This is a genomic window from Kitasatospora sp. NPDC091257, assembly GCF_044757675.1.
Classification (GTDB): Bacteria; Actinomycetota; Actinomycetes; order Streptomycetales; family Streptomycetaceae; genus Kitasatospora; species Kitasatospora lactacystinica.
In genome coordinates this window covers 1-8,299 of the sequence record NZ_JBIVVI010000289.1, presented here as the reverse complement: position 1 = coordinate 8,299, position 8,299 = coordinate 1, and the positions used below count along the sequence as shown (strand labels likewise).

Below are 8,299 nucleotides of genomic sequence, written 5' to 3'. Positions count from 1 at the left end.
AGGGCCGGCTGGCCACCGTGGTGCTGCCGGCCCGGCTCGCCGCCCGGGTACGCGGGACGGAGGGCCGGGCGGCGTTGCACCGCTACCGGCGGGCGGAGGATCAGTCGCCCGCGTCGGCGGCCGTCCTGCCCAAGGTGATCTAGGTGATCCGGGGTCTGTCCTGAAGGACTACTGGAAGGACTGCTCGATCGCCGTCCACAGGCCGAGCCGGGCGCGCAGCGCGGTGCGGACCGTCTCGGCGCAGGAGTCCCACTTGTCCTGGTCGTCGCCGCACAGGTCGATCAGCATCTGCATCGCCATCGGGGTGTGCTGCTCGCCGTCGACCTCGATGTGACGGGCCAGGTAGTCCTTGAAGACGGTGAGCGCGCCCTCGGGGTCGTCGATCCGGATGACCTGGGCGAACATGTCCGGGATCAGGTCCTCGCGGCCGAAGGCGAAGGCGGCGGCCCGGCAGTGCACCGGCGCGTTCTCCACGATCGACCAGGTGGTGGAGGTGAAGTCGAGGGCGGCCTGCGGAACTTCGGCCTTCTTCAGGGCCTCCGGAACGGTGCTGCCGGCGCCCAGCAGGGCCAGGAACTCCTCGATCGGGCGCGGGTCGGCACCGGCCAGCCGCATGCCCTCCACGTACAGCTCGAAGTGGCTGGTGTAGCCCTCGCCGAGCTCGTCGCTCTCCTCGACCAGGACGATCTCGTTGATCAGCCGGCGGCTGGCGGTCGGGCCGTTCGGGACCCACGGCACGTCCACACAGGTGAGGTCGCGCTGGAGGCTCTTGAGCAGCGACATGAAGTCCCAGACGGCGAACACGTGGCTGCCGAGGAAGGTGCGGACGCGCTCGATGCCGGTGAGCGAGCGGTACACCGAGTGCTCGACGACCTCGCGGCGCAGCGGGTCGATGGCCTGCTGAAGGCTGCTCAGGCCGGGGTGCGAACGGTCCCAGTGGTAGCGGTTCGTGGACAATGCGACTCCTTGGTGGGCTCGTTGGACAGTCAACGGGTCTACGGGGGTCTTGCGCGATCATCGTACGGTTTCTGGCGCGTACTCGTCAGTGATCTTTGTAATTCGATGCCGAACAGTTCGTGGGCGGGTGCGGTCAGCGGTGCTTCAGCACGAGGCCGAGCGCGTGCCGCAGCTGCTCGCGACCGGGCAGGACGGCGCGGTCCAGGGCCGGGGCGAAGGGCAGCACGGCGCCGTCCGGGCGGGTGATCCGGCGGGGCGGGGCGATCAGGCGCATCTCCTCGGCGGCGGTGGCCAGCACCTCGGCGCCGAAGCCGCAGCTGCGGTTGGAGTCGTCCAGGACGACCAGTCGCCCGGTGCGCTCCAGCGAGTCGGCGAGCGCCTGCCAGTCGAAGGGGTACACCGTGCGCGGGTCGAGGACCTCCACCGAGACGTCCGGCGCCAGCTCCTCGGCGACCGCGAGGGCGTCGTGCACCAGGTGCCCGAGGGCGACCACGGTGACGTCGGTGCCCGGCCGGTGGATCCGGGCCCGGCCCAGCGGGACGGGCACGAGGTCCCAGGTGACGGTCTCGCGCACCGGCATCGCGGCGGCGGGCGCGAACACCACGACCGGGTCCGGGTCGCGGATCGCCGAGCGCAGCAGCCCGTAGGCGTCGGTCGGGGTGGCGGGCACCACGGTCTTCACCCCGGCGTGCGCGAACAGGCTGTACGGATGGTCGGAGTGCTGCCCGGCCCAGCCGTCCCGGGAGCCCGAGCCGGGCACCAGGCAGGTCAGCGGGACGGCCGCCTGGCCACCGGTCATCAGCGAGAACTTGTGGGCCTGGTTCACGAGTTGCTCGAAGACCAGGAACAGCAGGGACGGGATCTGGAACTCCAGCACCGGACGCCGGCCGGCCAGCGCGGCGCCGACCGCCATCGAGGTGAAGGCCTGTTCGGACAGCGGGGTGTCGACGATCCGTCCCGGCCCGAAGCGGTCCAGCAGGCCGAGGGTCGGCCCGGCCAGACCGGCGCCGATGTCCTCGCCGAAGATGCAGACCGCCGGATCGGCGGCGAGTTCGTCGGCCAGTGCCCGGTTGAGCGCCTTGGTGTACGAGAGCCTGGTCACGGTGTCACCCCCGCCCGGGGCCGCAGCCCGTCGGCGTACAGGTGGTCCAGCGCCCCCGCCGGGTCCGGATGCGCCGAGGCGAGCGCGAACTCCTCGGCGGCGGAGAGCTGTTCGGCCACCGCGCGGTCCAGGTCGGCGACCGTCGCGGGGTCGAGCAGGGCGGCGGCCCGGGGGAGCGGGTCGCGCTCGCGCCAGGCCCCGACCTCCTCGGGGGAGCGGTAGCGCAGTTTCATCCGGCGTTCCATGGTGTGGTGGCCCTCGTAGCGGTAGGTGCGGCAGGCCAGGAAGCCAGGGCCGCGGCCGGTGCGGGCCCGTTCGACGGCGCGCAGCGCGGCGGTGCGAACGGCCTCGGTGTCCATGCCGTCCACCTCCTCGGCGGGGATGCCGAAGGCGGCCGCCCGGCCGGTGGCGCTGCCCGCGACGGCGGTGGCGGCGGGCAGGGTGGTGGCATAGCCGTTGTCCTCGCAGACGAACAGCACCGGCAGGCGCCACATCGCGGCGAGGTTGAGCGACTCCAGCAGGACGCCCTGGTTGAGCGCGCCGTCGCCGAAGAAGGCCACCGCGACCGGGGTCCGGCCCGACGCGGGCCGCCCGGCGACGGGACCGTCGGCTCTCACCCGTTCGGCCGCCGACCGTTCGGGGGAGGAAGCGGCCCGGGCCGCCCAGGCGGCGCCGACGGCGATCGGGGCGCCGGCGCCCACCATGCCGTTGGCGCCGAGGATGCCCAGCGAGAAGTCGGCGGCGTGCATGGAGCCGCCCCGGCCGCCGTTCGATCCGTCGACCCGCCCGAGGAGCTCGGCGAGCAGCCGGTGCGGCGCGGTGCCCCTGGCGAGCACGTGGCCGTGGCCGCGGTGGGTGCTGGCGAGCCGGTCGTCGGGGCCGAGCGCCGAACAGACGCCCACCGCGACGGCCTCCTGCCCGATGTACGGGTGGATGCCGCCGGGGATCGCGCCGGATTTGACCAGGCCGAGTGCCAGCTCCTCGAAGCCGCGGATCAGCCGCAGCATCCGGTAGCGCTCGGCGGGGGTGTCCAGCGGGGCGGGGCGGGCCTGTGCGCCGGGGCGGGCCTGTGCTCCGGGGCCTTTGGGCGGCCCGGCGCTCGCGTCGGTCGTGCGTGCGGGAGCGGTCACGGCCGTCCCCGCCAGACCGCCGGGCAGAACAGCGGGTCCGCGTAGTCCGGCCGGTCGTCGTCCGTGCGGCGCACCAGCACGTCGTGGTTGTACACCACCGGCTCGCCGTCCGGCCGGTCGTGCCGGCGGTACTCGTTGGCGCTGTCCTGGAGGTGCAGCGAGATCGCCCGGCGCGGGTGGGAGGCCAGGTTGGGGCCGCTGCCGTGGTAGGTGCGGCAGTGGTGGAAGGACATGTGGCCGCGCGGGATCAGCATCGGCACCTTCCGCACCCGCTGCCCGTTGTGGGCGGCGTTGGCGGCCAGGATGTCCTCCAGCTCGGAGCCGTCGCGGTCGGCGAAGTGCCGGGTGGAGTCCTCGCCGGAGGGCAGCTCCTGCCAGCGGTGGCTGCCGTCGACCATGGTGATGGTGCCGTTCTCCTCGCGGCAGTCGTGGAACGGGATGAAGGCGGTGAGCATCTCGTCCGAGGTGCAGGTCTGCCAGTAGTGCTTGTCGAAGTGCCACGGCACCCGGTTGCTGGGCTCCTCGGGCACCGGGGGCTTGTAGATGAGCGTCGACTGGAAGATCCGGATCTCCTGGGTACCGGCGAGCAGCGCGGCCACCGCGCCGATCAGCGGCTTGCGCAGGATCGCGCCGATCGCGTCGCTCTCGTAGTGCACGTAGTCGTTGTGCCGCTGGACCGGCCCGTCCTCGGGCCGCCAGGAGGCCAGCCGGGGCGGCCGGGCGGGCAGCTCGCGGTCGCGGTGGCCGGCGTAGTACAGCTCGGTGGCGGCCTGGAGGGTGTCCAGCTCCTCGTCGCTGAACAGCCTGCGGGAGAGGTACCAGCCGTGCTCGCGGTAGTGCGCCACCTCGTCGGGGGTGGGCAGCAGGGCGAGCTCGGCCTCGGTGAGCCGGAACTCGGAGGCTGCGGCCATCGGGAGGGCCTCCTTCGGATGTGCGGGGGAGGGCCGGCCGTCGGCGGTGGGCCGGGCGACGGCTGCGGGCCGGTCGTCGGCGGTGGGACTGTGCCGTTCGACGGCCTCGTAGAGGGCCTTGATGTTCGCGGTGCCGAAGGTACCCGCTCCCTGCCGCTCGATCAGTTCGAGGAAAAAGGTGCGCCGGGGGTGTGTCGAACGGGCGAAGATCTGGAACAGCTGGCCGCCGTGGTCCTGGTCGACCAGGACGTGCAGGTCGCGCAGGGTCGCCACCGGGATGGCCGTCCCGCCGAAGCGCTCGGTCAGGGCGTCGAAGTAGGCGTCCGGGGTGGTCAGGAACTCCACGCCGCGCTCCCGGGCGGTCCGGACGGCGCCGGTGATGTCGCGGGTGCTGAAGGCGAGGTGCTGGACGCCGGCCCCGCCGTGGGCGGCGAGGAACTCGTCGATCTGGCCGGGGCGGCGGGTGGTGTCGGGCTCGATCAGGGTGAAGGTGACGCCGCCGGAGGCGCTCTGCACCACCTTGGAGTCCATCGCCTGCTCGCCGACCTCGATGTACTCCTCGAAGATCGTGCGGAAGCCCAGGGCCGTCTCGCAGAACCGCACGGCGTCCGCGAGCGTGCCGGCCGGCAGGCAGATCGCGACGTGGTCGAGGTCCTCCAGCAGGCGGGGCTCCGGGGTGGGCCCGGCGTCCGGCAGCGGCACCAGGCGCAGTGCGGTGTCGCCGAAGCCCTCGATCAGGGCGCCGGCCCGGTCGAGCACCCGGGCGCCGTGCCGCTCGGCCCGTTCCAGTGCGGCGGCCGGGTCGGCGCAGCCGAGCGCGAGGACGGCGACGCCGTCCCCGTGCCGGGCGACGTACTCGGCCACCGGGTGCTCCGGGTCGGGGGCGGAGGTCAGCCGCAGCCGGATGGTGCCCTGGCGCAGCCCGACGGTGCGGGCGCCGTCGGGCGCGGTGGCCGGGGCGTCGACGGTGAAGCCGTGGTCGGCGTGGAGTCCGGCCGCGGTCTTGTCGGCGTCCGCGCAGTGGAACTCGACGTGGGTGATGGTCTGGATGGACAACGGGATCTCCCCCCGGAGGGAACGGTGGATCGGGGATCGGCGCGCGGGCCGCCGCGCGGCGGTGGGCGGCGGGCGGTCGCCGACGGGCGGCGCCCGGCCGGCGGCACTCGGGCCACCCCCGGTGGGCGGCCACTGTCGGGCGACCGTTACTGGGCGACCGCTATCGGCCGGCCCGGGTGGAGGCCGGGCCGAGGATCAGGCTGAGGTTGTGGCCGCCGAAGGCGAAGGCGTTGCTCAGCGCGGCGCGCACCGGGGCGGATCGGGCGGCGCCCCGGACATGGTCCAGGTCGCAGGCCGGGTCGGGATCGGTCAGGTTGAGCGTCGGCGGCAGCGTCCCCCGCGCCACCGCCAGGGCGGTCACCGCCGCCTCCAGCGCGCCCGCGGCGCCGAGGAGGTGGCCGGTGGCGCCCTTGGTGGAGCTGACCGCGGGCGGCTGCGCGCCGAAGACGGCGCGCAGCGCGGCGGTCTCGGCCACGTCACCGAGCCTGGTGCCGGTGCCGTGGGCGTTCACGTAGTCGATGTCGCCCGGGGCCAGGCCCGCGTTGGCGAGTGCGGCGCGCATCGCGTCGGCGGCGCCGGTGCCGTCGGGGCGGGGCATGGTCGGGTGGTGGGCGTCGGTGGAGGCGCCCCAGCCGAGGACGTCCGCGTACCCGGCGGCACTGCGGGCCTCGGCGTGCTCGGCCCGCTCCAGGACCAGGACGGCGCTGCCCTCGCCCAGTACGAAGCCGTTGCGGCGGGCGTCGAAGGGCCGGCTGGCCTGCTCCGGTTCGTCCCAACCCTGCGCCAGAGCACGGGCGTTGGTGAAGGCGGCGGCGATGGTCGGGTGCAGCGAGGACTCGGTGCCGCCGCACACCACCACGTCGGCGTCCCCGGCCCGGATCAGCCGCAGCCCCTCGGCGATCGCCTGGGCGCCGGCCGCGCAGGCCGTCACCACGGCGGAGCTGTAGCCCCGGATGCCGTGCTTGATGGCGATCCGGGCGGCGGCCATGTTGGAGAGCATCCCGGGCAGCAGGTACGGGCTGACGCCGGGCCGGCCGCGTTCCAGCCGGCGGTGCGACTGCTGCTCGAAGGTCTCCAGTCCGCCGCCGCCGGTGGCCAGAACCACGGCGGTGCGGTGCGGGTCGGAGTCCCGGCCGACGGCCAGGCCGGCGTCGGCGAGCGCGTCGTCGGCGGCGGCCAGGGCGAGCAGCACGAAGCGGTCCACGCAGCGGGTCTCGGTGGGCGGCAGTACCTCCCGGCCGTCGACGGCGGGGGCGATCCCGGCGGCGTGCAGCCAGCCGTGCGCGGGGTGGCCCTCGGGGACGGCCCGCAGGCCGGAGCGGCCGGTGACCAGCGCCTCGAACACCTCGGCGGGTCGGCGGCCGAGCGGGGAGACCAGGCCGATGCCGGTGACGACGGCACCGGGGCGCGGGCTCATGCGCGGACCTCGTTCCGCTCGGCGGCCGCTTCGCGCGACGCGCACCCCTCGACGACGCGTTCGCTCCGCTCGCTCATGCGCCCACCGCCGCGAGGTGGATCTCCCGCAGCAGGACCTTGCGGACCTTGCCGGTCGGGCCGAGCGGGATGTCGTCGGGGGAGACCGCCAACACCTTGCGGACGGTCGCGGCGGCGGCCTCGTCCAGGGCGGCGACGACCGCCGCGGTGCGGTCGGCGGCCGGGTCGGCGTCCGCGGCGAGGAGCAGCAGCACGTCGGTGACCACGCGCTCGCCGTCCCGTACCGCGACCACCGTGCAGTCCAGCACGTCCGGGCAGGCGGCCAGCACCCGCTCCTCCGACATGGCCGTGAACAGCCGCTTGCCGCCGCCGAGTTCGACCGAGTCGACGGCCCGGTCCACGTGGTAGTAGTAGCCCTCCTCGTCCCGGTACATCAGGTCCCCGGTGAGGAAGCGGCCGCGCAGCCGGGTGCGGAAGGTGGTGGCCGAGTCGTTCCAGTAGCCGAGCGCCAAGGTGGGTGAGGCGGTGGCGAGTTCACCGACCTCGCCGGGGCCGAGCGGCTCGCCGTCCGGGCCGACCACCTCGCAGTCGACGAAGGCGTGCGGGCGGCCGACGCAGCGGCCGTAGCGCTCGGTGCCGGGGCCGTGGGTGATGAAGAAGTGCGAGTGGCCCATCTCGGTGGAGCCGAGGCCGTCCACGAACAGCGAGCCGGGCAGCCGGGTGCGGCCGGCCCGGGTGACGGTCTCCCGGCTGCCGGTGGCGATCAGGCGGCGGATGTGCACCTCGTGGGCGCAGTCGCCGGTGTTCCACCAGAGCGCGACGGAGCTCAGGTCGCGGGCGGCGAGGTCGTGCCGGGCGAGGTCGGCCCAGGTGGCGGCGAAGCCGATCACCCCGGTGGGCCGCCACCGCTCGACGGCCTCCAGTACGCCGTCGCCGGACTGCCGGGAGAGTACGGCGAGTTCGGTGTGCGAGCTGAGCGCGAGGTTGAGGGCGATCAGGGTGGCGGCGTGCGGGGCGGGCAGTGCGCTGAGCATCCGGTCCTGGCCCTGCGGGCGGGGCAGCCGCAGCCGGTGGCGGATCGCGGCGTACAGGCTCGCGTGCGAGTGGACGACGGCCTTGGGCATTCCGGTGGTGCCGGAGGAGTGGGTGATCGCCACCGGGTCGCCGGACCAGTGCCGGTACGGCTCGGGGGCGGCGTCCGGGTCGCCGGAGCCGAGGGTGGAGATCTCCGGCAGCAGCGGCGCGCCGGGGTCGTGGCCGGCCAGTGCGGCCAGGTGGGCGGGGTCGGCGAGGACGCCGGCCGCGCCGAGGCGGGCGATGTAGCGGGCGGCGCGCTCGCCGTCCAGGTTGGGGTTGAGCAGGGCCGGGACGGCGCCGAGCCGGGCCAGGGCGAGGAAGGAGAGCACGTGGTCGGCGGCGTCGCTCGCGTACACCACGACGGGGTCGCGCCGGGTGATGCCCAGCGCGTGCAGTGCGGCGGCGCGGGCCCGGACGGCGCGGTCCAGCTCACGCAGGGTGAAGGGCTGCCAGGCGGGGTGGTCGTCCACCGGGGTGTCGAAGCTGAGCAACGGCACGTCCAGGTCGAGCCCGAGCGCGATCCGGGCGGTCAGGACGTTGCCGGCGCCCACGTCGGGGTCGTCCGCGAGCTGGGTGCGGAGGCTGCGGATGGTCACGGGGGTGGATCCCTCCCTCGGGGCCGGTGGACGGCC

At 74.7% G+C, this 8,299-nt stretch carries 6 protein-coding genes; all 6 read right to left on the bottom strand.

Going from position 1 to position 8,299, the window contains the following annotated elements:
- Window positions 1-168 precede the first annotated feature (168 nt).
- Window positions 169-957, bottom strand: coding sequence for a DUF3050 domain-containing protein (locus tag ACIQOV_RS15885; protein WP_401048942.1), 789 nt, complete (start codon window positions 955-957; stop codon window positions 169-171).
- Between the two features lie 133 nt (window positions 958-1,090).
- Window positions 1,091-2,059: an alpha-ketoacid dehydrogenase subunit beta gene (locus ACIQOV_RS15880; RefSeq protein WP_401048939.1), complete on the bottom strand. Its 969-nt coding sequence runs from the start codon at window positions 2,057-2,059 to the stop codon at window positions 1,091-1,093.
- Window positions 2,056-3,189 carry a thiamine pyrophosphate-dependent dehydrogenase E1 component subunit alpha gene (locus ACIQOV_RS15875; RefSeq protein WP_401048937.1) on the bottom strand — a complete coding sequence of 378 codons (1,134 nt, stop codon included), beginning with the start codon at window positions 3,187-3,189 and terminating at the stop codon, window positions 2,056-2,058. The genes ACIQOV_RS15880 and ACIQOV_RS15875 overlap by 4 nt, the downstream gene beginning before the upstream one ends.
- Window positions 3,186-5,156, bottom strand: a complete 1,971-nt coding sequence (hppD, locus tag ACIQOV_RS15870) for a 4-hydroxyphenylpyruvate dioxygenase (protein ID WP_401048936.1) — start codon at window positions 5,154-5,156, stop codon at window positions 3,186-3,188. Before hppD ends, ACIQOV_RS15875 begins: the two co-directional genes overlap by 4 nt.
- A gap of 160 nt (window positions 5,157-5,316) precedes the next feature.
- Window positions 5,317-6,573 (bottom strand): beta-ketoacyl-[acyl-carrier-protein] synthase family protein, encoded by a 1,257-nt coding sequence (locus ACIQOV_RS15865; protein WP_401048934.1) that lies wholly within the window; start codon window positions 6,571-6,573, stop codon window positions 5,317-5,319.
- Window positions 6,574-6,646: 73 nt separating this feature from the next.
- A complete protein-coding gene (locus tag ACIQOV_RS15860; RefSeq protein ID WP_401048932.1) occupies window positions 6,647-8,263 on the bottom strand; it encodes a class I adenylate-forming enzyme family protein in 1,617 nt (538 codons plus the stop codon).
- Window positions 8,264-8,299 lie beyond the last annotated feature (36 nt).

Bases quoted from the DNA above. Each gene is read 5' to 3' on its own strand.
- ACIQOV_RS15865 (WP_401048934.1), bottom strand. From the start codon at position 6,573: ATGAGCCCGCGCCCCGGTGCCGTCGTCACCGGCATCGGCCTGGTCTCC.